Source organism: Limosilactobacillus urinaemulieris (assembly GCF_932750685.1).
In the GTDB taxonomy this organism is placed as follows: Bacteria; Bacillota; Bacilli; order Lactobacillales; family Lactobacillaceae; genus Limosilactobacillus; species Limosilactobacillus urinaemulieris.
The window spans coordinates 158,631-183,056 of record NZ_CAKOBX010000004.1 but is presented as its reverse complement, the minus strand read 5'-3'; the positions used below and the strand labels follow the sequence as shown (position 1 = coordinate 183,056).

Here is a 24,426-nt window from a genome sequence, read left to right as displayed (position 1 = left end):
ATTTAAATTAAAGAAAAGTGGGATTACCAACACTAAAACAGTTAATGTCGGTAATCCCACTTGACTAAGCGTAGAAAAGTACTAATTGGATCCAATAATTACTTTGAATCATCATTACTATATTAGACTTGTGATAAAATTTCAACTATTTTTAACAAATTATTCTCGTTTTCGTAACAAAATGATAAAGCAATTCACAGATTTATAAGAAGTTGTTCATTAAGTGAGCTAAAGCTGTTTTGGTAGTGATAAGTTAAAAATAGTGATTTACACTCATCAATCCTTGTCCTTAAGGGATCCTAAATTAGTTCATTAGGAAAGCTTGTTTACCCCTCCCCACTTCAAAAAATTCGAATTCACTTATCTCTTTATTAGTGAAAAATTTTTTGAGATTTTTTAGTAATTATTTTCCTGCATTGTAGCTGGCCAACCATCAATTGACTTCTTAGCATCAAGATCACGAAGTTTTGCCATTTCCTCACCATTAAGTTCAAAGTCAAAAATATCAATATTTTCTTCCATATGTTTAGTGTTCAATGATTTAGGAATAACAACAATTCCACATTGATTTAAGTAGCGTAAGGTAACCTGAGCTGGTGTCTTTTGATATTTATCGCCAATCTCTTTTAGAACAGGAATGTCTAAGAAACCAGGATTAGCCTCTCCTAAAGGTGCATATGATTCATGAACCATATTATTTGCAGTTAAGTAGTCATGCATCCGCTGTTGCTGCCAGAGAATATGAGTTTCAATTTGGTCAACAACTGGTTTAATTGATGAATGATCAATAATCTCTTGAACTTGCGGTTCATTAAAGTTGCTTAAGCCAATTGCACGGATTTTACCTTCCTGATATGCATCTTCCAATGCTCGGTAGGTTTCTAGATCATTGCCCATTGGCCAGTGGATAAGAACAAGATCAAAATAATCCTGATTGAAGTCAAGTAATGAATTATCTAATCCCTTTTTAGTTTCTTCATAGCCACTTGTTTGGACCTTAGTCGTTACAAATAGTTGCTCACGATCAAGGCCGCTTTCCTTAATCGCTTCACCAACGCCCTCTTCGTTTCCATAGTACTGCGCAGTATCAATCATTCGATATCCTAAACGGAGTGCCTTAGCAACATTTAATAAAGTTGTATTAGGAGTAATTTGGTACGTTCCGAATCCAATCATTGGCATCTCAAGGCCATTATTAAGTTTTACTGTCTTCATTAAACTCATCTCCTTACTTCTATTATATTATTTCTTTATTGAGATTGTTGTTTTTACAATTGATTAAAGTAAATATATGCTTATTATTACTAAAAAATTTAAAAAATAAAAAGCCCGGGCGAACCCGGACCACCTGAATGCAAGAATCTGTAGGCCATGTTTTGTCGTAGTATAACTATCAGGTAAAAGTTATACCGAGGTAATCATCTATCTCAGAGCATAAAGCTCTCCCCTGGAATCACTTCAATTCGTTATCCAAAGCTCCCCTACCGTAGTTTGGGTTTACCGCTTGAGGGGTTTACCGCGTTCCACCAATAAAGTTTCCCTTATTGTATCGTCACTGTGGCACTTTTCAGGAATACTCGGACGTAGTAAAACCGTAGTCGTTTCTTCCGCCGTTACCGATTAAATCGGTACCCCGCCTTATTTTTTCAGCGAGCACAAACACTACAGACATCGCAGTCTGTGCGAGCATGGACCTTCCTAACATAACATCAGTTATGCTCAATTACCCAAGACTTGCATCTGAAATTATTAAAGTAAGTGTGAGTCGTTCTCTTGACCGTTAGCTCCCATTTGAGAACCAAAGACACGCCGTTCCAAATTAGATAACCGCTTCAGGATATCCATGTTAGTAGCGTTAGAAACTGGTTGAGAAGCAGCTCCATTATTCATTGATGAACCAACTTCAACTTGACGGTTAAGTTCATCAACCTTAGCACGAAGTCGTTCATTTTCACTATTTAAACGATCAACTTCCTTGTTAAAGGTGTCATAATCTTTGATAACATCGTCCAAGAAGGAATCAACGTCAGCTTCATCGTAGCCCTTTCCGATGTTCCGTTCTTTAAATTGCTTATGCAAAATATCTTGTGGAGTAAATTTAATGTTATCCAATTTATACACCTCAATTGCTAAACTTCAAAAGTACATTAATTATCATACCTAACTCATCCCTCAAATTCAAGCAATTTCGCCCGATATTCACGAAAACCTAGAATTTATCTGCTTCTTCCATTTCCCGTTGACGTTCTTGCCATTCAATGGCTACTTCCTGAAGTTCATCAAAGTCGATTAAGCGATAAGAATAATCATGATTAGCTTGATACTTTTGAATTGCCTGATAATCATACTTTTCCTTTCCTTCATGGTCTGGATCGTAAAGTAAAAGTGCTTCATCAGTATGAGTTAACATGAACTGTTGAAAGGCACGAAGCTGTTGCGGTGATTGATATGGATGATCGCTGACACTTGCACTGAAGTCAACAGCTGATTGAAGGTTAGCTAATTTAGCCTGATTATTCTCATTCCATTGTTGACCAAACTCGGTAAACGGCTGCATCATCGATACTTTCAATTGCGGATAATCGTCCTTTAGTTTCAATGCTACTTCAATCGCCCACTGTTCAGTTCCCAATTGAGGGCCAGTAATCAGCCAAAATTCCTCATCGCTCTCTTCTAGTCGTGCCTTTAGTTCACGAGAAAGGACCTCTTTGATTACGGCAACTTTTGGATCGTCATCCTTAAAAACATTTAATTCATAACTCCGGTAACCCGTGATCCATAATCGATGCATTTAATCGCCACCTTTTTCTACTATTATTATAGGTAAAGTTATTTTTATAGGAAGTGTTTATTTACTGCAACAAGGTCAAGAACTGTTTACCAGGAACTTTCCTACTGCAACATAGACCAAACATGCTCGCCGTGACTGCAACTTCCTATTGTAACATAGCCGAAACGTGCTTCGCCCGAGTTTCCTAGAGCTAGCACCCTCCTTCCTAGGCGCAAGTCGCCTTCGTCAGGAGAAATTGCTAGCTTTCCGGAAACTCTTTGGGACGAAGACACTCTGCTGGCTCGCACTCTAAATTTAAACATTCTGTATCAATCATCTCGATGTATCTCTGGTATAATACTTCTAGTTAGGAGAGTGATCAATGGTGAATATTCACTATCCCAATGGTCAGCAACCGAAGCGGGAGTATAATCCGCAACGAGATTTGCCGACCCCCCATCAATCAATTTACGCAAAACGGGGAATGTCACTGGAAGATGAAATTAATCATAGCAACCAGTATTATTTAGCAAACCACATTGCTGTGATCCATAAGAAGCCAACACCAATCCAGTTAGTAAAGGTCGATTACCCGAAGCGGAGTGCTGCTGTTATTAAGGAAGCGTACTTTCGTCGGCCATCAACGACCGACTATAACGGTGTCTACAAAGGCTACTACATTGACTTTGACGCGAAAGAAACGCGAAATAAGCGGTCATTTCCGTTAAAGAATTTTCATCCCCACCAAATTCGCCACATGCGTGAATGTATCAAGCAGGGTGGGATCTGTTTCGCATTTATTAAATTTACCGAATTAGATCTTATTTATTTACTACCAGCTACCAACCTGTTTGAATTCTGGGATCAGCAAGAATCCGGCGGTCGAAAATCAATTCCGCTTGCTTCAATCGAGAAGTGCGGCTATCAAATTGGTTATCGACTTAATCCTCGTCTTCCATACCTGGAAGCAGTCGACCGAATTATTGCTAATACAAAGTAAAAGGAGAATATCATGTCGAATAACGATGAACCACGGCGCGAAGATCAGTATCGCGCCGATGGTAGTTATGATGATGGCGGAAAGAAGCCATTGTTAAAGCGCATCCTCCTCTGGATAGCAGGGGCAATTGTCCTCCTGTTCGTGGCTGGATGTGCACTATTTTTCTACTACGCTTCAAGCGCCCCGAGGATTAGTCAACGGGAATTATCAAGTCAGAACACAACGATTATCTATGATGCCAATAACAAGGTAATTTCTCGTCTTGGTGCCCAAAAGCGTGATTATGCTAAAGACTCGCAAATTCCTGACACTTTGAAACACGCGGTAGTCGCAATCGAAGACCGGCGTTTCTATAAGCACCATGGGGTTGATGTTCGGCGAATTTTTGGTGCAGCAATCAATAACGTGATTGGTCGTTCAGACGGAATGCAGGGTGGAAGTACCCTAACCCAACAACTGGTTAAATTATCGGTCTTCTCAACTGCTCAATCTGACCGGACCTTCAAGCGGAAAGCTCAAGAAGCCTGGTTAGCCTTAAATGTTGAACGGCACTTCAGTAAAGACCAAATTCTTAAGTACTACATTAACAAGGTTTACATGGGTAATGGGGTCTACGGGATGCGAACTGCTGCCCAGTATTATTATGGTAAAGAATTGAAAGATTTGGATCTTTCACAGTTAGCCTTGCTTGCCGGAATGCCTCAATCACCAACTAACTACAATCCGCTTGCTTCAAATACTAAATATGCCACTGCACGGCGGAATGAGGTTTTGAACGCAATGGTTCGGGCCGGCTACATTACTAAGTCAGCTGCTCAAAGTGCTGCCAGCGAAAGTGTTACTGATGGTCTTGATCCAGATCATGGTGACGTTGAATCAAGTGAAACCAACGTTAAGGAAAAGATCGTTGATCCTTACGTTAAGGAAGTCCTCGCCCAATTACAGGCAGAAGGATATAATCCAAACACTGACGGCTTGTTAGTCCACACTAACATGGATCTTGGTGCTCAAAAGAAGTTATATAACGCTGCAAATAGCGAAGTTTCCTTCCAAAATGACCAAATGCAAGCTGGGGCGGCGGTTACCGATCCGCATAACGGTCAAGTAATTGCCATGCTTGGTGGCCGTCATTCCAACGTCATTTATGGCCTTAACCGGGCTGTTCAGGAAAACCGGAGTTCTGGTTCTACCGCTAAGCCACTGATGGATTATGGTCCGGCGATTGAGTACCTTCAATGGCCAACGTTCAAGACCGTTTCTGATACGAAGTTCTACTGGCCAGGAACAAATAAGGTGCTTCACGACTTTGATAACAAGTACAAGGGGAACATGACGATGCGTTCCGCACTGGTGGAATCGCGAAACGTTCCTGCTATCCGGACATTGCAAGACGTCGGGATTAAACGGGCAACAACCTTCTTAGGCGGCTTAGGAATTTCCCAAAAGGATCCTTACACCCTCCAAAACGGGATTGCACTCTATATCTCCCCACTTCAAATGTCAGCCGCTTATGCAGCCTTTGCTAACGGTGGGACTTACTACAAGCCATATTACATTAGCTCAATCACCACCATGGATGGTAAGACCAAGACTTACTCTCCTCACGGTAAGCGGGCAATGAGTAAAGCAACTGCATACATGATGACTGATATGTTAAAGGGCGTCTTCACTAACTCTGCTTCTACCGGGACTTCTGCTTACTTAAGCGGCGTTCACCAAGCTGGGAAGACGGGGACAACTGACTTCCCTAACCGAAACCAATCAGGAGTAATGGATTCTTGGATGGCTGGTTACACCAAAAACTACTCGATCGGGATCTGGACTGGATTTGATCATCCGATGAATGGCGGTGCAATTTCCACCCAATACGAACGAACTGCGGTCCTCCTCTACAAGAGCATCATGCAGTACCTCGACGAGCAAAACCATGCTTCAAACTGGAAGATGCCAGATACTGTTGAGGCTGTTCGGGTAAACGGTAAGCGTCAACTTGTAATTAAGGATTCCAAGTGGGCCTTAATGTATGGCGCTTGGGATGGTGGCGATGATGACAATGAATCATCACGTTCTAGTTCTAGTTCGAGTTCTAACTCTTCTTCTGATAGTCGAAGTGAATCAATTTCCGAAAGTCGCTCCATTGAAAGTATTTTAAATGGCGGCTCAAGAAATGAAAGCAATTCATCTTCAACTACGCAAAGTAGCAGTGCAAGTTCTGCCTCATCCACTAGTCCAACACCACCAGCTCCTAACGCTGGCAATGGTCAATAATTATTAGCATAAAAAACTAAAGGAATACCTAACGTTTGTCTGCCAGACGTCAGGTATTCCTTTTTAAATTGATAAAGTTTAACTTGTTTACTTTGCCGTTAACCCGCCATCAACAATAAACTCAGAGCCGGTAGAATAATCAGCTTCATCTGAGGCGAGAAAGGCAACCATTTGCGAAACATCCTCAGGTTTAGCGATCCGCTGCAACGGAATTGTCTTTGCGAATGCCTTAACCTCATCACTATTATCATTTTGCTTAATCATTGGTGTTTCAACAACTCCGGGGTGAACTGAGTTGACACGAATATTATACGGTGCTAATTCAAGGGCGGCAGCTTTGGTCATCCCCCGAACAGCAAATTTAGTGTCAGTATAACCAATTGCACCGCCAACTAAGCCATCAATTGATGAAATGTTAACGATACTTCCCGATTTCTGGTTCTTCATTACTTCGCCAACGTACTTAATTCCAATAAAGGTTGAAAGTTGATTAATTTTAACAATCTTCAAATAATCATCAACGCTATAATCAAAGATTGACTTAGTGATGCTAATCCCCGCATTGTTGACTAACACATCAATCTTGCCAAACTTAGCTAATGTTTCCTTAACGACCTTTTGCCAATCCTGTTCGCTGGAAACATCTTGTTTAACAAAAAGCGTCTTTTCACCAGTCGGGTCAAGTTCCTTTGCCAAAGCTTCACCCTTTTCAGCATTAATATCAGTAATGACAATCTTAGCACCATCCTGGACAAAGAGACGGGCATGACTTGCACCCATTCCCTGTGATGCACCAGTGATGATTGCTACTTTACCATCTAATTTACCCATATTCATTTCCTCCATTCCGAGATACTAAGCACCTTTATAACTTTAATTATAACGGCTGTCTTTTCATTAAGCAAAGAATCGGCCTTTTAAGGACTCCTAAGTATCAAATGCCTCATACTCGTTAGCCTGTTTTCTAACGACCATGAGGCATTTTAATTTCGTTATTCACTAAATGTTCCGTATGCTTCATTCGTAACAGCATTGCGGCACGGTAGGTAACCGTATTGACCATTGTCACGTGGTTGACGGATCCAAACTTCGCCATCATGCCGTGACCAGGCATCATAGTCAATCACTGAACCTGTCGGTAATTCTGCAATTGCAGTCGAGGTTGGTAGCGCACCCCAACGCAAAGTTAATGGTCGATTACTCGTAAACCGCCCAACTTCACGGTGCCAGGTATCACCAAGGTTATCAGTCCACGTTTCATCACCTGGTAAATCGCTATCTATAGAGTCTCCAGAGATTATTGGTCGTAAACTTACTTGCCCAGTAGGATTAGCTAATTTTTGCCAACCTTCACGATCAACAGTTGCAACCGAGCGATCTTCATCATCTCCCGTAAATTGCCATAATGTATATACCGGCCAAGGCGCAGTATTAACCTGCATATTCGGTACCTGCCAGGAATGCCAGTTCATTGAGGGATACTTAGCAACCCAAAGGCCACAATCATTCGCACAGTTAGCAACTTGCCAAATTGCCGATTCTTGGACATAGATTAGTGGCCAGACATTTGTTTGCCGATGCACCTCATCAACAAACCTTCGGACCCAATTTACATTACCCCAAGCTGCATTCTGGTATTGCTCCCAATCAATTGCTAAAACCGCTTCGCCAACCTTCCCCTGAATATGATTGAGAAAATATGTTGCCTCCGCGACCGGATCATTGCCACCCGCATAATGATAAAGTCCTAGTAAACGACCGTTAGTTTTCGCTAGGGAATATTGGTATTCATATTTGGGATTAACATAGCCTGTTCCCTGAGAGACCTTCACGATTGTCCCCTGAGCATGGGGATCAGTTACTATCCAATCCGCACTTCCGGAAAAAACATCTGTAAAATACAGTGTCATCTACCCTCACTTCTTCCTTATTAGATAACTTCATTATACCTTTTATGAGAAAAGGGTTGGCTGAAGCATTTTGAATTGCTGATGGTCTTCAAATAACTTGGCCATTTGGAGAAGTAAACTTTCATTTCCTTTTCGGGCAATAAACTGTATTCCTAGTGGCGTTCCATTAGCGCAAACATGGGTTGGTAAGCTAATTGCCGGTTCACCGGTCATATTCGCCTGTTCGGTAAATGGTGTATAAGTCAACGCTGGAAGCCATTGATCATAAATCAACTGGCGCTGTTCTTCCGGTGATAGTTCTGTAATATTTTCCATCCGCTTACGATCGGTTGCCATAATTAAGTCATGATCAATTCGAGGAGCTGGTTGAGCATTCGTTGGCGTAAGGAATAAGGGATACTGATCGTGTAACTGATCATGAATATAGCTTGCTTGATCCCATTGACTCAATGCTTCACTGTATTGGGCTGCCGAAACATTTTCACCAGTTTTCCAAAGAGCATACGTCAATAATTCCATATCATCCCGGCTAGCCGGCCGCCCAAGATACTGTTCGATTCCATCAAACATTGTCGCGGTTTCACCAGCATTCATCGTGTAATAACTATTCATTAGTGCTCTACCATCAACTGAATCAGTAAATTCAGTACATTTAAATCCTTGATCACTCAGAAAAGTCACCGCGTCCAATACCGCTTGCTTTGCTTCGTCACTAACTGGAGTGCCAACCGGTGATTCAAGCGTATAACCAATTTCGACGGTTTTCATTGGATGCCGCAAAGCGTGACTAAATCCAGAGGTAAACTTTGGTACTTGAAAAACAGCTGCTGACTGAACGGTTTGCAACTGATCTAGTAACCGGGCAGAATCTTCAACTGATCGCGTCAGGGCAAAGTTAATCGAGGCTCCCTGCCAAGAACGCCAATCACTCGGTCCAGTTGGTACACGACCACGAGTGGGCTTTAACCCAATTAGTCCTGACCAGCTAGAGGGAATCCGGATCGAACCACCACCGTCATTCCCGGCAGCTAACGGCACCCAACCAGCGGCCACCGCAGCAGCTGAGCCACCGGAAGAACCACCAGGAGTAACTTCCGTATTCCATGGGTTACGGGCCGGACCAAAAAGCTTTGCATCAGTAATATTCTTCCAACCGAACTCGGGGAAATTAGTCTGACCAATAATGATAAAACCCGCTTGTTGCAAAGCCCGAACAAAGTTACTGGTCGATTGGGCAATATTATTTCGAAATAACTTATTGCCGTTAGTATCTGACTCGCCAGCAAGTTGTTGACCCAAACCTTTAATCAAAATTGGCACCCCTAAAAACGGTTGTCCATGATCAACTAGTTGACGGGCTTCCTTTAGGGCTGACTCCGCACGCAGGTGAATTACTGCATTTAATTGCCGGTTCTCCGCTTTAACTTTTTCAATTGCAGCACTTACTAATTCAGAACTGCTGATCTTCTTTGCTCTAACCATATCCGCTAATTGATAAGCTGGTTTTCTTAATAAGGAATGAATATCCATCTATTTTCTTCTTTCTGATAATCACAGTTACAAATAGGCATTTATATTATAAATCGTCTATTAGTCATTGTAAAAGCGTTTTCAATTCAATATACTTTAGGTTAGTAAACTTAATTTGGAGATGGTTCGCTTGAATTGGGAACACTGGTTTAACATTCCTGGACTTTTTGATGCACCACTAGCTTGGCAGTCCCTACCAACTATTCTTAGTGGCTTGCCCTTATCAATCATTCTGTTAGCAATTTGTTTTGTTACTTCTAACATCGTTGGTATTTTAGTAATGCTAATGCGAATTAGTAAATACCGACTTCTTCGTGGGATTGCTCGCTTCTATATTTCCTTTTTCCGTGGTGTTCCAATGCTAGTCGTGCTTTTCTTGACCTACTTTGGATTGAACATGGCTGCCCTGCCCGCGGCGATCCTCTCTTTTACTGTCGTCCCGAGTGCTTTCCTTGCTGAATATTACCGGTCTGCTCTCAAGGGCGTTAGTCAATCTCAATATGATTCTGCGCAAGCCTTGGGAATGTCCTATTTCACCATGATGATTTACATTATTTTGCCCCAAGCCTTTCGGATCGTTCTTCCGTCATTGGGAAACGTCTTACTCGACATGTTTAAAAGTACCTCCCTTGCCGCAATGATTACCGTTTCTGAAATGTTCATGAAGGCCAAAGTTGTCGCTGGAGTAAATCAGGATTACATGACGATTTATATTGAGATTGCCATTATCTACTGGATCGTTTGCTGCATTCTTAGCTGGGGTGAGCAGAAAGTCGAAAATCGTTTACAATTTTACGTTAATGAATGATTATGATTAACAATGTTTAGTATTATGGAGAAGTTATGCAGATCTGATTGAATTGGCTAAATGATCGGAATATAATTAAAGCGTTTTCACATTGTTGTCAGAATAAAATACAGGAAGAAGTCACCCATATGAAGAAAAAGTTTTTAACAATTTTCTCAGTAATTGTTTTAACAATTGTTGGTTTAGCTGCTTGTGGGAAAAAGAGTGCTGCAGATAAGGACACCTGGACTGTCGCAACATCTGGAACCCTCTACCCCACTTCTTACCATGATCCGAAAACTAAGAAGTTAACTGGTTATGATGTTGAGGTTATTCGTGCGGTTGCTAAGGGACTCCATAAGAAGGTCAAGTTTAAAGAGTACGATGTTGACGGGATGTTAACCGCGGTCAAGACTGGAAAAGCAGATATGGCAGCGGATGACTTTGCCATTTCACCTGCCCGCCAAAAGAACTATTTAATGTCATCCCCAATTAAACATTCTTTCAATAGTTTAATTGTTCGGCAAAGCGATAACTCTGGCATCAACAACTGGAAAGACATTAAGGGAAAGAAGTCTGCCGGTGAAGCTGGAACTAATTACCAACGACTCGCCCAACAACTAGGAGCTAAGCTAGTTAACTACGACAACGTTTCTAATGATGTCTACATGAAGGGTGTTGCCAGTGGGAAGACTGACTTTATTATGAATGACTACTATCTCCAAAAGTTGGCCCTCAAAGCACAACCGAATAGCGGGCTTAAAATCAGACAAGGAATGTACTTTACCACGAATGAAGATGGTAAGGGTGAAGGAATCGTCTTTAATAAGAATGATCAAAAACTCCAAAAGCAATTCAATAATGAACTAGCTAAATTAAAGAAAAACGGTACCTTATCTAAAATTGCGAAGAAGTACTATGGCGCCGATGTTACTAAGAAGCCGAATGTTCATATCGACCGTCACTTTACGATTCAGAGTAAGTATAAGGGGGATTAGGAGAACCTTCTCATGAATTATGAGCAACTTTTATACGTTACCCAAACGCTTCAAGAGACAGCGGATTTCCTTCATATTTCTAAGTCAGGATTAAGCCAATTAATTTCCCAGTTAGAAGGCGAACTCGGTGTTCAACTATTTAAGCGTAGCCATCAGGGAACGGTTTTAACTTCTAAAGGACAAGAATTATTACCTTATATCAAGAACATGATGTCAGCTAATATGAATTTAATCCAGCAAGCTGGCAGATTAGGTAAAATTCAAAGTATCCATACGATTAAATTAGCCTATGCAAATACATTTCTAAAACCAATGTTAACGGAATTCCTGAAACTGTATAACGGAAATGCCACCTTAGTGATTAAGCGTAAATCAAGTTTAGAGATTATCGAGCAAGTGCGCCATAAAGAATTAGATGCGGGCTTCATTGCAATTGATAGCAAACACCAAGAACAACTAAATGGTCTTAATTTTATTAAAGTTCATGATGGTCATATCAGTTTAATTACCAGCAACAGGAATCCATTATTAAAGCTAAGGGAAATCACCAAGCAAGACTTAGTTAAGCAAAAGTTTGCTTTGTTTAATGATCCCTACAATGATCAGTTATTTGAACATCTTCAATTTATTTGTGGGCCACTTGAAACAATTGCGCGGTTAGATGATAGTTGGGCAATGAATACCGTCATAAATCAACTAGATGCCGTATGTCTAGCACGTGATTGGCAAGCTCGTCATTCCACAGATGAGCAGTTTACAACTCTTCCTAAAATCAACCTCAGTAATATCATTAACGATCGCTTCTCTCTTGGCTGGGTCACTAATCCAGATGCTCATTTAGACCAATTTACTAGATTACTGCTACAAAATATTAATAATGAACTTACAAAAAGGGACTAACTAGTAACAACAATTAAGTTATTGGTTAGTCCCTTAACTTTTATTAGGTTATTTCTTGAAATGATCGAGGTTGAAAGATGAGCTAGTACCGTTCTTTAACACATCTTTATTTAGTGAACCAGTTTGATGAAGTGAGTAAATCGTTTCTCTTCCAGGAAGGTGCGGTTCCATCTGCGGATCAGAAAAGAGATTAATCAACCCTGGTGTCAGGTGTGATCTTTTTACCTGTTCAGGAGAAATTTTCCGAATAATCTCATCCCCGCGTCCTTCTTCAATTTTCAACCCAATTGCTGGATCAATTAACGTTGCCCGTGCCATCGCTACCAAATCGGTCAATTTCAAGGCATCTTGAGCATCCGCTTCTGACATAACATTACCTACAATAATCTCCTTTACTTCACTACCAATTGCTGGTTGAAATAGCTCGGCAAAAGTTTTCTCGGAATCTTGTGGCTTAGCATTGTACTTTGGAAGTGAAAGATGAATATAGTCCAAATTATAATTATCAGTGATTGCTTTAATCAATTGAGTTGATTCATGCCAAGTATAACCAACCGTTTGGTGAATCTCTTCTGGACTAATCCGATAACCAACAATAAAATCTTTAGGCGCATACTGCTTTACAACGTCCATTACTTCTTTAACAACTGCTAATGGAAAATTCATTCGCTTTTCAAGACTACCACCCCATTTATCTGTCCGGTGGTTAGAAAATGCTGAGAAAAATTGTTGGATTAAATAGTGGTTAGCACCGTGAATTTCAACCCCATTAAAGCCACAGTCGATTGCTCGCTTGGTCGCCGCTCCAAAGTCCTTTACCACTTGTTCTACTTCTTCGCTAGCCAATTCATGAAGCGGGTAATCAATCCACGGAAAATCCATTTGACTAGGAACCTCAACTGTTCGTCCAAGTTTAGGCGCATAGTTTGCTTCCCGACCAGAATGAACCAGTTGCAAGATCGCTTTATTACCATCCTTCTTTAATGCCTGAGCAACTTTTGTCATCCCTGGCTTAAAACGATCGTCATAAATCGCTAATTGCTCACGGTTATCCGCCCAGCTACGTGATGGTCCCCCGTTTTTCCGAACTGAAGTGTACTCAACAATCACCATTCCAGCAGATTGCGAACGAGCACCATAGTAATCCAAGGTATCCTGAGAAACGGCTTCATTATCACCACTATTGGTTAGCATTGGTGCTTGAACAAGGCGATTACTAATCGTTGCGCCATGACGAAATGTAATGTGGTCAGTTAATTGTTTCATAATAATTCCTCCATTCAGTTTCTTTCGACATGTTCAATGTATCACGAGAGACTAGTGAAGGAAATTAGTTGTTTTGGAACATGAGGTTCAGGAAAAGTGAACTATGTAAAATATAATAACTGCTTTTAATATGTATGAACAGCAAGCAAAATTCACAGTCTAAACGTTTACTTTGTATTATAAAAATCCACATCATTTTCAATTGCTTTTTTAGCCCATTTTATATTTTTCCTACTTTTAATAATTATTCTTTTACCCTCACGGATATAAAGCACCTCAAATTTATCAGTATTATTATAAATCCTGACATTATCAAAAAGATAGATTAACTGACTTAAGTGATCGACTGATTTCTTATACCGAATTTTTATAGTTCTTTCAGGTACTCCATGTCCACCAATCCTTACTCGATGATTAACTCTTTTAACAGCTAAGTTGTCACTATCTAAGCCAATGTAATATGAGATTAACAGTATATTTTTTATTTTTTGCTCTCTCCAATAATCTTTTATATGACTTAACACTACTTGCTAATGTTGTCTCAATATTAATAGATTGCCCTAATTGCATAGCATGTTTTAACTCTGAATGAACTTTCATTAAAGCTTTATAATTTGATGTACTGTCTCGCCAATCCCAATTATTCTTCTTAGCAATTTCATCAGCATTTATTCTTTTTGAATTCTTAAAAAGGTCTTGATCAGTTTCATAAAGTGTTGATTTTCCAGCACCATTTATACCAGCCACTACATACAAATTCTTCATCTTATAAATTTCTCTCTACTAATAATTTTCATTTGCCGGTGTCCTAAAGTGTGATTATATATAGCTGTCCAAAAGTCTTTATCTGACTCATTTTTAGCATTAACTATTTCTTCATTTAAGTCTTCCAACGGTGTATTATTAATAGTTTTTTCAAGTTCTTTTATTTTATTTGTCATAATTATTATCCTCCTTTGATTAGGTTATTTTTATTATCTATATTTTACTTTATATTATAAATTTCTCCTAATATATTACTATTCTTTGACTAGAAATATTAAAAGTACACTATTCTAATTTAAGAGAACGAAGAAAAAAGCATTTACTCTTTCCATACCAAAACTCAATCTATAAGCAACGTCGATAATAAAGTATAGAGGTATTGATTAGGTGTTGTTAACTCAATATTATACTTTTCTTCAATTTTGCTTAATCGATAATTCAGGGTTGAGCGATGGATCTGCAATTCAATGGCAGTCTCTTTTTTGTTCTCACGATTAATTAGGAATGCTTTTAGTGTTTTAAATAGTTTTCGATCCTTTTCTTTTAGCTCCAGCACCTTTTTACTTAGATAATTACTAAGCGATTGATCCTGACTAATATGATCGATTAAATCTGCTGCAATATAATCGTGATATTCGTTAATCCCAACACTTTCCCCAAGCTTAATTGCCCGGACAGCTTGTTGGTAAAACTGGTTAAATTGATGTAACTGAGTAAAAGTATTACTGATCCCTGCACAAGTGCTATTTGTTTTCAAGTATGGGTCTAACTCCTGAATAATGGTTTTAAGAATCGTTGGATTACTATCCTCAATGACATAAACGTCATACTGTTCATAATGAAAAACGACAAACTTTGTCAGAATTGTTCCTAATGGTTGAAGATTGGAATGCGGCGTCTTAAGACATAAAACCCGTAAAGGTCTCTTTAACCGATGCGGATCAAATTGTAGCCGATTCTGAATCTCATTAATTGAAATGTTAGGGCGAACCAAAATATCTCGTAATAGTCCCTCAAGATTGCCACCTCGCGATTGATACGGAAAATTATGAAGACCAACGGTTGCCGCAATTTTATCAGTTACTGATTCAATAACAGCCAAATCCTTCTGAAGTTTACTCTGCTCTTCAAGCACAATAATCATATAAAAGTGATCATCATTCCGTAAAATAATCTCTTGAAGGTAGAACGGTAATTTAAAACCAGATAACTGGCATACTCGACCAGAAATTATCTCAGTTGAATTAAAAAGCTCAGCTAATTTAGGATTAGTCTTTCCACTTACACTAATATAACCTGCCCTAACACTTTTTTGCCAATCAGTTAATTGGTTCCGGCTACCCGAACTGTGTCCTAATAACTTTAAACTAGAATCAAAAATCAAGAGCGGGTTAATTATTTTTTGCTTTAAAACATGAAGAATCCTTTTAACTGGTTGCTTGTAAGAAAGTGATTGGGATAACTGATCTTCCCATTTTAAATACTGAATAATCTTACTCTGAAACTCAGTAAAAAATGTTGTCGCTGAGCTTTTAGTAATTAACCATGATTCATCATTATTGAGTGGTCTTTGATCTACAATCAGAATGTTCCCGATTAGTTGCCGGCTTATAGGATCCACCACTTGAATAGTTTTTGAGTGTAATTTAAAGTTCACTCGATTAATTTCAACATCCAGTAATTCATTGTTTAAATTGTAACGATCTACGATTGAGCCTAAAAATAGTTTCAACTTCATTTCCTGTTTCTCCTACATTGTGTAGTAATATCACGCTAAAAATTAACGATAATTGAATGATGATTTAGCAAAAATCCATCACTATACTTTAATTATAGAATGTGAAAGGAGAAACAAGCAATGAGTAAAATAATTATTAATGGAGTTGATGGCAATCTTGGTAAGCAAGTTGTTACTGATATTACTAACTTAATTCCAAAAGAACATGTCATTCTTACTACTCCTTCTAAAGAGCCATTACAGCAATACCAGAAACTCGGCTTTAAGACAGCGGTGGTTGACTTCACTCACACTGAAACTTTAGATCCTGTTTTTAAAAATGCAGATAAAGTTTTATTAATTTCAATGCCATTTGTTGGTAAGAAGCGTCGTCAAACTCATAAAAACGTGATTGATGCCTGTGTAAGAGCAAACGTTAAACAGATTATTTATACTTCTGTTCTCTCATCAGCTAACCCATTAAATCCAAGTGTAGAAAATATCGACCATGGTTACACAGAAGCTTTAATTCAAAACTCACCTCTTGATTACATCATTTTACGGAATTCATTATTTGCTGAAGCCTTTATTTCTGATTATTTAAGAGCAGTCAACAATCATGAAACAGTGATTAATAAGAATATGGGTACAGGTCGTGTCTGGTTTATTTCTCGAAAAGACGCTGCGTTAGCAATCGCCTTTGCCCTAAATAACACTCTGCTTCACCGGGCGATCCTCAACATCAATGGGATTACACCATATAGTTATCAGGACTTTCTCAATGTTGCCAACAAGGTAACTGGGGCTAATATTAAATACAATCAAATAACCGATAAAGAACTTTATCAATATTTTGATAGTATTCACGTTCCCCGAAATACTGACAGTGACTTTTCTAAAAGTCCGATTCAGGCAACATCTGAAGGAATGGTAAGCTTTGGAACGACTGTAAGAGAGGGATTCCTTGACGTTCCGGTCAGCGATTTCGTCCCATTAACTGGTCACCAGCCGATTACAATGGAATACATGTTTGAGCACCAAGACGAGTTTCTTCTTGGTGAACGTCACACAACAGAAAAATAATGAAGGATACAGATAATGGAAAAATTAATTGTTACTGGAATTGATGGCAACTTAGGAAAAGTAGCTGCACAAGAAATTCAAAAGTTAGTACCAGCAGATAAGCTAATTTTTTGTAGCTATGACAAAGAAGCATTAAAAGATTACGAACAATCGGGAATCGAAACTCAGCAAACCGATTTCAATCATTATGATGGTCTAGCAAAAGCATTTCAGCATGGCGTCAAATTACTTTTAATTTCAATGCCATTTGTTGGGAAAAAACGTCAAGCAGCTCATAAGAATGTCGTTGACGCTGCTAAAAAAGCTGGCGTTAAACAGATCGTGTACACTTCACTCGTCAATGCAGATGATCCTACTAACCCGAGTGTTGAAAAGAAAGATCATATCTATACTGAAAATTATATTAAGGATTCAGGATTAGACTATATTTTTCTCCGGAATTCACAATATGCAGAAGCAATGATTACTAACTACTTTACCTATGTTAAGGGTGATGGGATATTAAAGAATAATCAAGGTAATGGTTTGATGGCTTATATCTCCCGCCGAGATTGTGCCAAAGCTGCAGCTTATGCACTAGCTTCTGATGATTATCATCACGCAATTCTTAACATTAACGGACCTGAAGCGATGACAATTAGTAAGTTCATTCAAATTGGGAATGAAGCAACAGGTAATCACGTTACTTATCAGGAAATTACTGATGAACAAAACTATGAAGTCTTTGACGCAATGGGAGTTCCCCGGACCACAGATGGCCAATTTAAAGAGGATTCAGAAGCGCCATTCTCTAGTGATGGAATGGTGACGTTTGGTCAAGCAATTCGTGAAGGTAAAATGAGTTTGCAAACTAATGACTTCCAAAAATTAACTGGAGATCAGCCGCTAACAGTTAAATATATGTTTGAGCATGCGGATGATTTCCAGATTGGTGCACGGCATTCGGAAAATAGGTAAAATAAACAACCTCCTTAGGGCTGAAAATTTACTGAATAAAGAATCAACCCTAAGAAGGCATTTTTATTATCTTGTTACATCTCTTTCTAAATCTTCAATAGTATCACGAGAAACTAGTGAAAGAAATCAGTTATTTTGGAACATGGGGTTCAAGAAAAGTGAACTTTCAAATCTGCCTTATTATTTATCCTAAAATATGATAATCTGTTATAGACAAGCGTAGAAATAACCAAGGAGGAGTATTTCTATATGAAAAGATTTGTAACGGTTTTGAGCGGAGTAATTGCTGGATTATGTTTATTCATTACGCCTACTCTTGCTAGTGGAACACACCTTACCATTAGTATCCCGGATGGTCACAGTACACAAGTGACAAATCAAAGTATCAACATTGATTCGGAAAATGATGGGAGCATCACCTTTACAGGCAAAACCGATAAGGATGCAGTTGTTACCATTGTAAAGCGTAACGGCAATAAGCATCATTATAAGGTTAAACCTGATGATAACGGGAATTTTACCAAAAAGATAAATCTGGCTACCTCAACTAAAAAATGTAAATTTATTGTCTCAGCTAAATCTACTGAGGAAAGTCAGAGTAATAAAGAAGTCTTTGTAGTAAAAAATACCGCTTATGTTAAGCCAGTTCCCAAAAATGATGATAGTAGCGCATCAAGTGAGGAACCAAGCAGCATATCATCGTCAAGTTCATCCGTTGAAAATAATAGAGACATGAAAACAGATGAAGCTAACGGATTAATAGTTGGTAATTCTCGTTCAAAGATTTACCATACACCAGATCAACAAGGTTATCATATGAATTCCGCCAATGCTGTTTACTTCAATTCTGAAGCTGAAGCACAAGCCGCCGGTTACCGGAAATCATTAAGATAAATAAAAGAAGTTAGGGAATTATCCTTAACTTCTTTTATTTATCTTATGCTTCCTTCATTTCTCTTAACGCATTCGTTGTAACTTGAGAAACGTTGATATTATTTTCTTTTGCCCAATTATTCAGTCCTTCTGGGAGTGAAATATTCCGGCGCACGGTTTTACCATACTGATTAAGCCACTTTGCCATATTCACTGTAACCCACATAACAGAATCATTATCACCAAGCTTCCACTTTGTCGGATCTTGTACTTTCGGATATTCTGTCATGTCGCTAATCATTGTTGCAATCGCATCTTCAGCATGAAGGACAGCTTTCGGCATAGTTTTACCATCTGTAACCATCCCCTTAATATTTGGAGAAGAGATCCCATAATAATGACCAGCCTCATCATTACACTCTGTTACAATCACTGGATAAATTAAAATTTTTTCTTTCATAATTAGCTCCTTACTATGCATGGAACCTTAGTCATGCGACCATCTGGAAGAATAAATTTATGATGGCCACCACTTTTAGCTACTTCCTTAAATCCAGCTTTCACAAGATAGTGAATCATTTTTCTTGCCTTAATGGGCATACCTTTACCTCCTCCTTTAATTATACACACTATCTTGTGTATATCAAACAATTAAACAAATTAATCTTCACTATATTTACCCCTATCAATTAACTTGATTGATGGTATCTCCGTTATCCCTTCATTACCAATCTTTAAAATACCATCATATAATGTCCTTGCTAGCATACTTTCAGGTAAATTATAGTTACGACCAAAATTTCTTAAATTCCAATTATCTGCAATTGCTCTTTGGCCTCGCGATTCTAATCCTGTTATCACTGAATTAGCAGCTCTTTTCTTTGGTACTTTTTCCTCGGTTTGCCACTGAACAGCGTAGGCAACAGAGATATAAATTAACCGCCAAATCTGACCAACAGAAAAATTATTTAGAAGGTTATTTAATACCAAATTTGTCTTTTTTCCCGGATTAAAATTAAAACCAACAGCCTTCATTCTATAATTCAAGAATTCTTTACACTCAGCTAAAGCTAACTCTTTCCAAAAACCCAAACTTATATTAGGTTCCAAATAGAATTCCTCGGATTTTGGATACTCTAACATCTCAATTAATTGATCATAATTATCATTCTCGCCAGTTACATTAAGCAGATAATTGACTTTATAAATATAATAAGTTTTGGGAAAATCTTCATCGGTAAAAGCATCGAGTGGTGATTCTGGATCAACTAAAATTATATCTTTAGATACTAAACTAGATAGAACATCTTTATCCATACCTGCTAGAGGTGAAAGCTTTCCTTCCGCTAATTTACTTCCCATTATTTTAGTTGTCTCTTCATTCAACCCTGTTTTTAATACAGTTGCTAAAAACAACTTATCTCTTAACGTGAGGTCATCAATTTTTACTTTTTCTTGAGGAACTAAATACGTATCACGAACCTTATTACGTAAATTCTCTAAATACTTTTTCTCTTCCTCCAGACAGTTTTCACAACGACAATATTGTGAATTCTGATGCCCACAAATTGGACAGTATGGTTCACCACTTAATCCAAGCCCGTCTCGACTATGCAAATTAACGATCATTTTTTCATTGTCATAAGGACATTTTTTATCCACAACTATTGGAGGAAACTCTTTTATTAATTGAGAACTAAGTATATTTAAATGATACTTCGTAATAATATCTTTTACTTTTATTTTATTCGTATAATAATCTGCAATTATATTTTTGACTTCAGTTTTATCTAAATTTCTTAATCGATTACCTATTTTATCCCAATAAAAGTTTATTTCACCTTTATTTTCCATAACATTATCTCCTTTCGAACATACGTTTTTATATAATAATACATCAATCTTTGTTCCTTAGCAAACATTAGTTCGAAAAGAGGCTTTCATATTTTTAATAATGAACAATATCGCTAATCGCTATTACTAACACCCATACGCAAAAAATCCTTCTAAAATCAGCTTAAGTTACCAATTTTAGAAGGATTTTATCCGATTTTAATCTAATGATGGGATATCTAAATTTATGAGTTGCTGTTCAAACCGTCTGATAGTACTCTGATCAAAGTCACTATCTGTAAGTAAATACAAAATAATTTCCATTGGATCAATTGTCGCCGACTTGATCATTTTAACTAATCGTTTATTCAAAGTTGACTGATGATTATCCAGCAATTCAAGTGCATTCGGATATGTCCTTGCCTGTGAAGGAGAGTGTCCACGCAATGACCATTTTGGCGTAATGTTATAAAGAGCAATTAAATTCTGAACTAACTGTTCCAATTCTGCTCGATCCTTGCATCCATAGTCTTGCTTAAGGAGCATTTCATTAATCTCACTAAATAACGGACTTATTTTGTCTGATGTCCAAGTTCGGAATTTTCTAATTGTAGCGTTTATATTATCCAATAATTTAGATTCAGGTATTCCCAGAACGTCCTGATAAAATATTTTAAGGTTCTTCAATTGTGGAGAATCTTCAACATAATCTTCATCAACGTACTTTAGTAAAATTGTTCGCTTTGGAATTGCGAAAGGACGTCCTTCAGTTAATTCGTGAAGGCTTGATAGGCTATCAGGAGCAGTTAATAATTCATGATTGATTATCGTCATTTGTGGCGAAGGAACAAGACTATATAAATGCTGGTTCTGGTATTGAAAGCGTTCAATTAATTGAATAAAATCATCAACTGGCAATTCTAACTGTGGATTTTGTCGACGAATAATCCGATAAGCTTGATCGCAGGAAATTACACCATACAAATTAGCAAAAGCATCAAAATAATGTTCAATCAGCTCATCAATCTCAGCACTAAATACTGGACTACTTGCTTCTAATGCAGCTAAAAGTCTTTGATTTTCTTCTCGAAGCATTTGTCGTGCTTCTGCGGCACCGAATTGTGGCTTTAAAGTCTCCAGCTGTTGCTGATAAAGAGCACCAGTAATTAATTTTTGACTACGAAGAAACTTATAGAATTTATTTAATGCTGTCTTAGTCTGACGCAACTCTTCTACAGAAAAGCCAGCATCCAGAGCCAGTTCTAGATCAACGACTTCATCCCCAAAAATTGTTTCCAAATCATCTGCTAAGTAACCATTTAAGAAATCTTCAAGACGGTGTTGATGTCGAGTAACTGTTTTCTTAGAAAGGTGTTGGCTTATTTCCTGCGTAAAAGCATCAATTAATATTTGGTTAAGACGAACTAGTTTGTCTATCTCATTGTTAGCTTGTGCTATTGAATAAGTAAATATTTTTTCACGACTAGTTTGAATATTTCTTATTTGATTACTAACATTTATAAGTGACAACTCTGCTGACATGATTTCTCCTTTAATAAATATAAAGCTAGTAAATTTAAGTCCTACTTATCCTCACTTACCTCACCCATAAACTTGCCCAACGCCTCTTGCCACGTTGGCACTTCGAATCCAGTCGCCTTGACCTTATCCAAACTCATAATCGAGTGCCGAGGACGGTAAGCTTTTTGCGGATATTCGGCTGAAGTAACGGGACTAACTTCAACTTTCTCATTCTTTAAAATCTCGCTGGCAAATTCATACCAAGTGCAAGAATCATCATTTGACAATTGGTAAGTACCATATGGAATTTGGTGTTCAACCGCATACAACATAAATTCAGCTAACGTCCGCGTCCATGTTGGTCGACCGACTTGATCATCAACTACTGTCAGATGATCATGAGTTTTGGCTAACCGTAGCATCGTGTAAACAAAATTCTTCCCATACTCGCCAAAAACCCAGGAAGTCCGAATAATATAATACTTATCCATGATCGACTTAACTACTTCTTCACCAGCAAGCTTAGCCTTACCATATTCATTCTTTGGGTTGGTAGGAGCATCAACCTGGTACTCGCCTTCGTTAGTGCCGTCAAAAACATAGTCAGTACTAATATAGACCATCGTTGCACCAATTGATTGCGCAGCCTCGGCAACATTCTTGGTTCCATCTTCGTTGACCTGCCAATTAAGCTTCTTGTCCTCATCTTCTGCCTTATCAACAGCCGTATAAGCAGCGCAATGAAAAAAAACTACTGGTTTTAATTCTGCAAACTTAGCTTTTACTTGCTCTTGATTAGTAATGTCCAATTCTTTGGAACCAAAAGCATCATAAGCAATTTTCTTTTCATCTAATAAGTGACATAATTCAGTACCCAGTTGACCGTGAGCACCAGTGATTAGGATTTTTGACATTTAATAATTCCCCTTAAATAATAATTTTCAATCTTCTAACTGTATATAAAACATCTTAACTAATTATAGAGTATTTAATATTTTATACACCTAACTTTTTCTTCAATGCAGCCGTCATTACTTCGCTAAAATTAATCCTATTTTCTTTTCCTAATTCATTTAAGTAATTGGGAATCGAAATTGTTTTCTTAACTACCCGATTATCATTCTTTCGTTTATATTCAGAAATGTTCGCTGTCACCAAAGTTACAATTGCCCCTTCTTCCGCTCTAGGCAATTTAGTATTTGATTCAGGCAATTTATTTTCTAACGAGAATGTGCCAATATAATCCTCTGCCATTTTCATCGCATCAGTAACTGATTTACCTTCAGTCATTCCATCAATATCTGGAATTTCAACAAAGTAAGGATATTCGCTACTACCCTTATCCTTAGTAATTATAATTGGAAATACTCTAATTTCATCCATGGCTGTCCCCCCCTAATGAGGTTTTACTTTTTCATTTACCTCAAATTAAACTTTTTTATTAAAGAATTATAGAGTCGATCACTAATCTTTGGATGTCTCGGTAATTGTGTCTTAACTTTACCATTTGACCAAACGTCATGATTTCCACCATGTCTAACAAAGAATCAACCATTTAGCTTGAACCTTTTTTCAACATCTCGTCGCTTTACCACACATTCCACATCTTTCTTTTATTATAGCATACGTATTTACCACGTATAAAGACTGACTCCTGTATTTAGAGAGCCTCTATTAATAAAGAACGTAAAGAAAGAGAAATATTACTATTTTAAAGTTCCTACACAAACTAATCACTTTCGTCTCTTTTAACCTTCTTTCGTACGGACTATAATTAAGTAAGCGGATTCAAAGGAGGCAGTTTAAAAATGACTGAAAAGATCCTGTATCAAACAGTAGTAGAAAACGATGCTGGAATTAACGACCACGCGAAGGTAATCCACGGCGGCGATTTAGACGTTTTAACCAGTAACCCAGTTCACGATAATCCGGGTACTAATCCAGAACAGTTAATTGGACTTGCTTTGGCAACTTGTCTTAATGCCACAATCGAAGCTGAAGAAAAGCGTCGTGGATTAGCTCATCAAAGCGTCGTTCGGGTTGGCGTCAAGATGGGCTTTGATAATCCTGGCTTTCAGTTTTGGCTAGATGCACAGGTAAAAATTCCCCAAGTTGAACATGATGAAGCAGTAGCAATTCTTAAGAAGGCAGAGACTCGTTGCCCAGTCGCTAAACTTCTTCAGGATAACGACAACGTTTCTGTTCACCTTGTTGACTATTTTAATTTTAACGAAAAAGAGGTTTAATA

At 38.2% G+C, this 24,426-nt stretch carries 25 protein-coding genes and 1 other RNA gene; 9 read left to right on the top strand and 17 right to left on the bottom strand.

What is annotated here, in order from left to right:
• Positions 1 to 396: 396 nt before the first annotated feature.
• The 4 genes from MR181_RS04530 to MR181_RS04515 form a co-directional block, all read right to left on the bottom strand.
• Positions 397 to 1,215 carry an aldo/keto reductase gene (locus MR181_RS04530; RefSeq protein ID WP_242335412.1) on the bottom strand — a complete coding sequence of 273 codons (819 nt, stop codon included), beginning with the start codon at positions 1,213 to 1,215 and terminating at the stop codon, positions 397 to 399.
• Positions 1,216 to 1,360: 145 nt separating this feature from the next.
• An RNA gene (gene rnpB, locus MR181_RS04525) (RNase P RNA component class B) lies at positions 1,361 to 1,735 on the bottom strand.
• 14 nt (positions 1,736 to 1,749) lie between these two features.
• Positions 1,750 to 2,112: a cell division regulator GpsB gene (gene gpsB / locus MR181_RS04520; RefSeq protein WP_191336754.1), complete on the bottom strand. Its 363-nt coding sequence runs from the start codon at positions 2,110 to 2,112 to the stop codon at positions 1,750 to 1,752.
• A 97-nt stretch (positions 2,113 to 2,209) separates the two neighbouring features.
• Positions 2,210 to 2,791 (bottom strand): SLOG family protein, encoded by a 582-nt coding sequence (locus tag MR181_RS04515; protein ID WP_242335409.1) that lies wholly within the window; start codon positions 2,789 to 2,791, stop codon positions 2,210 to 2,212.
• Positions 2,792 to 3,155: 364 nt separating this feature from the next.
• Between MR181_RS04515 and recU the strand changes: the two genes are divergently transcribed.
• Entirely contained in the window at positions 3,156 to 3,770 is a 615-nt protein-coding gene (gene recU / locus MR181_RS04510) for a Holliday junction resolvase RecU (RefSeq protein ID WP_102169274.1), read from the top strand.
• Between the two features lie 12 nt (positions 3,771 to 3,782).
• A complete protein-coding gene (locus MR181_RS04505; protein ID WP_242335406.1) occupies positions 3,783 to 6,038 on the top strand; it encodes a PBP1A family penicillin-binding protein in 2,256 nt (751 codons plus the stop codon).
• An 87-nt stretch (positions 6,039 to 6,125) separates the two neighbouring features.
• On the opposite strand, the gene MR181_RS04500 is transcribed toward MR181_RS04505, so the two are convergent.
• The 3 genes from MR181_RS04500 to MR181_RS04490 all read right to left on the bottom strand — a co-directional run bounded on the left by MR181_RS04500 (position 6,126) and on the right by MR181_RS04490 (position 9,478).
• Positions 6,126 to 6,869 carry an SDR family NAD(P)-dependent oxidoreductase gene (locus MR181_RS04500; RefSeq protein ID WP_242335403.1) on the bottom strand — a complete coding sequence of 248 codons (744 nt, stop codon included), beginning with the start codon at positions 6,867 to 6,869 and terminating at the stop codon, positions 6,126 to 6,128.
• Positions 6,870 to 7,030: 161 nt separating this feature from the next.
• Entirely contained in the window at positions 7,031 to 7,948 is a 918-nt protein-coding gene (locus MR181_RS04495; protein ID WP_242335400.1) for a GH25 family lysozyme, read from the bottom strand.
• A 42-nt stretch (positions 7,949 to 7,990) separates the two neighbouring features.
• Positions 7,991 to 9,478, bottom strand: coding sequence for an amidase (locus MR181_RS04490; protein WP_242335397.1), 1,488 nt, complete (start codon positions 9,476 to 9,478; stop codon positions 7,991 to 7,993).
• A 130-nt stretch (positions 9,479 to 9,608) separates the two neighbouring features.
• Between MR181_RS04490 and MR181_RS04485 the strand changes: the two genes are divergently transcribed.
• The 3 genes from MR181_RS04485 to MR181_RS04475 all read left to right on the top strand — a co-directional run bounded on the left by MR181_RS04485 (position 9,609) and on the right by MR181_RS04475 (position 12,163).
• Entirely contained in the window at positions 9,609 to 10,286 is a 678-nt protein-coding gene (locus tag MR181_RS04485) for an amino acid ABC transporter permease (protein WP_242335394.1), read from the top strand.
• A 128-nt stretch (positions 10,287 to 10,414) separates the two neighbouring features.
• Entirely contained in the window at positions 10,415 to 11,263 is an 849-nt protein-coding gene (locus tag MR181_RS04480; RefSeq protein WP_242335391.1) for a transporter substrate-binding domain-containing protein, read from the top strand.
• Between the two features lie 12 nt (positions 11,264 to 11,275).
• Positions 11,276 to 12,163 carry a LysR family transcriptional regulator gene (locus MR181_RS04475; protein WP_242335388.1) on the top strand — a complete coding sequence of 296 codons (888 nt, stop codon included), beginning with the start codon at positions 11,276 to 11,278 and terminating at the stop codon, positions 12,161 to 12,163.
• A 48-nt stretch (positions 12,164 to 12,211) separates the two neighbouring features.
• Here MR181_RS04475 and MR181_RS04470 read toward each other — a convergent pair whose 3' ends face one another.
• The 4 genes from MR181_RS04470 to MR181_RS04455 all read right to left on the bottom strand — a co-directional run bounded on the left by MR181_RS04470 (position 12,212) and on the right by MR181_RS04455 (position 15,932).
• Positions 12,212 to 13,429 carry an oxidoreductase gene (locus MR181_RS04470; RefSeq protein WP_242335385.1) on the bottom strand — a complete coding sequence of 406 codons (1,218 nt, stop codon included), beginning with the start codon at positions 13,427 to 13,429 and terminating at the stop codon, positions 12,212 to 12,214.
• Positions 13,430 to 13,870: 441 nt separating this feature from the next.
• Positions 13,871 to 14,194 carry a zeta toxin family protein gene (locus MR181_RS04465; protein WP_242335382.1) on the bottom strand — a complete coding sequence of 108 codons (324 nt, stop codon included), beginning with the start codon at positions 14,192 to 14,194 and terminating at the stop codon, positions 13,871 to 13,873.
• Complete coding sequence (locus tag MR181_RS04460; RefSeq protein ID WP_242335379.1) at positions 14,191 to 14,370, bottom strand: hypothetical protein; 180 nt, start codon at positions 14,368 to 14,370, stop codon at positions 14,191 to 14,193. Before MR181_RS04460 ends, MR181_RS04465 begins: the two co-directional genes overlap by 4 nt.
• A gap of 164 nt (positions 14,371 to 14,534) precedes the next feature.
• Positions 14,535 to 15,932: a PucR family transcriptional regulator gene (locus tag MR181_RS04455; RefSeq protein ID WP_242335376.1), complete on the bottom strand. Its 1,398-nt coding sequence runs from the start codon at positions 15,930 to 15,932 to the stop codon at positions 14,535 to 14,537.
• Positions 15,933 to 16,052: 120 nt separating this feature from the next.
• Between MR181_RS04455 and MR181_RS04450 the strand changes: the two genes are divergently transcribed.
• The 3 genes from MR181_RS04450 (at position 16,053) to MR181_RS04440 (ending at position 18,845) form a co-directional block, all read left to right on the top strand.
• Positions 16,053 to 16,994 (top strand): NAD(P)H-binding protein, encoded by a 942-nt coding sequence (locus MR181_RS04450; protein ID WP_242335373.1) that lies wholly within the window; start codon positions 16,053 to 16,055, stop codon positions 16,992 to 16,994.
• A gap of 15 nt (positions 16,995 to 17,009) precedes the next feature.
• The gene (locus MR181_RS04445) at positions 17,010 to 17,951 is read left to right on the top strand and encodes an NAD(P)H-binding protein (protein ID WP_242335370.1); all 942 of its coding nucleotides are present in this window, start codon (positions 17,010 to 17,012) and stop codon (positions 17,949 to 17,951) included.
• A gap of 249 nt (positions 17,952 to 18,200) precedes the next feature.
• Positions 18,201 to 18,845 (top strand): sunset domain-containing protein, encoded by a 645-nt coding sequence (locus MR181_RS04440; protein ID WP_242335367.1) that lies wholly within the window; start codon positions 18,201 to 18,203, stop codon positions 18,843 to 18,845.
• Positions 18,846 to 18,888: 43 nt separating this feature from the next.
• Here the strand turns inward: MR181_RS04440 and MR181_RS04435 are convergent, their stop codons facing one another.
• The 6 genes from MR181_RS04435 to MR181_RS04410 form a co-directional block, all read right to left on the bottom strand.
• On the bottom strand, positions 18,889 to 19,284 hold the full coding sequence (locus tag MR181_RS04435) for a type II toxin-antitoxin system HicB family antitoxin (RefSeq protein ID WP_242335365.1): 396 nt from the start codon (positions 19,282 to 19,284) through the stop codon (positions 18,889 to 18,891).
• A gap of 2 nt (positions 19,285 to 19,286) precedes the next feature.
• Positions 19,287 to 19,424, bottom strand: a complete 138-nt coding sequence (locus MR181_RS04430) for a type II toxin-antitoxin system HicA family toxin (RefSeq protein WP_242335362.1) — start codon at positions 19,422 to 19,424, stop codon at positions 19,287 to 19,289.
• Between the two features lie 60 nt (positions 19,425 to 19,484).
• Positions 19,485 to 20,678, bottom strand: a complete 1,194-nt coding sequence (locus MR181_RS04425) for a hypothetical protein (RefSeq protein ID WP_242335359.1) — start codon at positions 20,676 to 20,678, stop codon at positions 19,485 to 19,487.
• 198 nt (positions 20,679 to 20,876) lie between these two features.
• Positions 20,877 to 22,199, bottom strand: coding sequence for a hypothetical protein (locus MR181_RS04420; protein ID WP_242335353.1), 1,323 nt, complete (start codon positions 22,197 to 22,199; stop codon positions 20,877 to 20,879).
• A 41-nt stretch (positions 22,200 to 22,240) separates the two neighbouring features.
• Positions 22,241 to 23,092, bottom strand: a complete 852-nt coding sequence (gene rfbD / locus MR181_RS04415; RefSeq protein ID WP_242335349.1) for a dTDP-4-dehydrorhamnose reductase — start codon at positions 23,090 to 23,092, stop codon at positions 22,241 to 22,243.
• Positions 23,093 to 23,174: 82 nt separating this feature from the next.
• Positions 23,175 to 23,561: a type II toxin-antitoxin system HicB family antitoxin gene (locus tag MR181_RS04410; protein ID WP_242335346.1), complete on the bottom strand. Its 387-nt coding sequence runs from the start codon at positions 23,559 to 23,561 to the stop codon at positions 23,175 to 23,177.
• A gap of 425 nt (positions 23,562 to 23,986) precedes the next feature.
• Here MR181_RS04410 and MR181_RS04405 point away from each other — a divergent pair, with 425 nt between their 5' ends.
• Positions 23,987 to 24,424, top strand: a complete 438-nt coding sequence (locus MR181_RS04405) for an OsmC family protein (RefSeq protein ID WP_242335343.1) — start codon at positions 23,987 to 23,989, stop codon at positions 24,422 to 24,424.
• Positions 24,425 to 24,426: the final 2 nt, after the last annotated feature.